This window comes from Mycobacterium gordonae (genome assembly GCF_001417955.2).
Taxonomy (GTDB): domain Bacteria; phylum Actinomycetota; class Actinomycetes; order Mycobacteriales; family Mycobacteriaceae; genus Mycobacterium; species Mycobacterium gordonae_B.
In genome coordinates this window covers 1-347 of the sequence record NZ_LKTM01000278.1, presented here as the reverse complement: position 1 = coordinate 347, position 347 = coordinate 1, and the positions used below count along the sequence as shown (strand labels likewise).

Annotated in this window: 1 protein-coding gene; it reads right to left on the bottom strand. The window is 69.2% G+C overall.

Annotated features, from left to right (window positions below; genetic code table 11):
- On the bottom strand, positions 1-347 hold a 347-nt coding region (locus AO501_RS19285; RefSeq protein ID WP_156452684.1), incomplete at both ends, for a PE family protein.

Here is a 347-nt window from a genome sequence, read left to right as displayed (position 1 = left end):
CCGATCAGCGGACGACCGGTGGCGGCCTGGACCGGGGCATTGATGCCATCGAGGAGGCTCTGCAGCGGGTTGAGGTTGGCAGCCTCCGCGCTCGCATACATGGCGCCGCCGGCGTTCAGCAGTTGGACGAATTGCTGGTGGAACAACTCGGCCTCGGCGCTGAGCGCCTGATAGACCTGCGCGTGGCCGGAGAACAGGGTGGCGATGGCCGCCGACACCTCGTCGGCCCCGGCCGCCACTATGCCGACCGTCGGGGCTGCTGCCGCCGCGCTGGCGGTACTCAGTGTGGTTCCGATGCTCTGCACATCCGCGGCCGCTGCCGCCACCATTTCGGGCGCTACCGATAC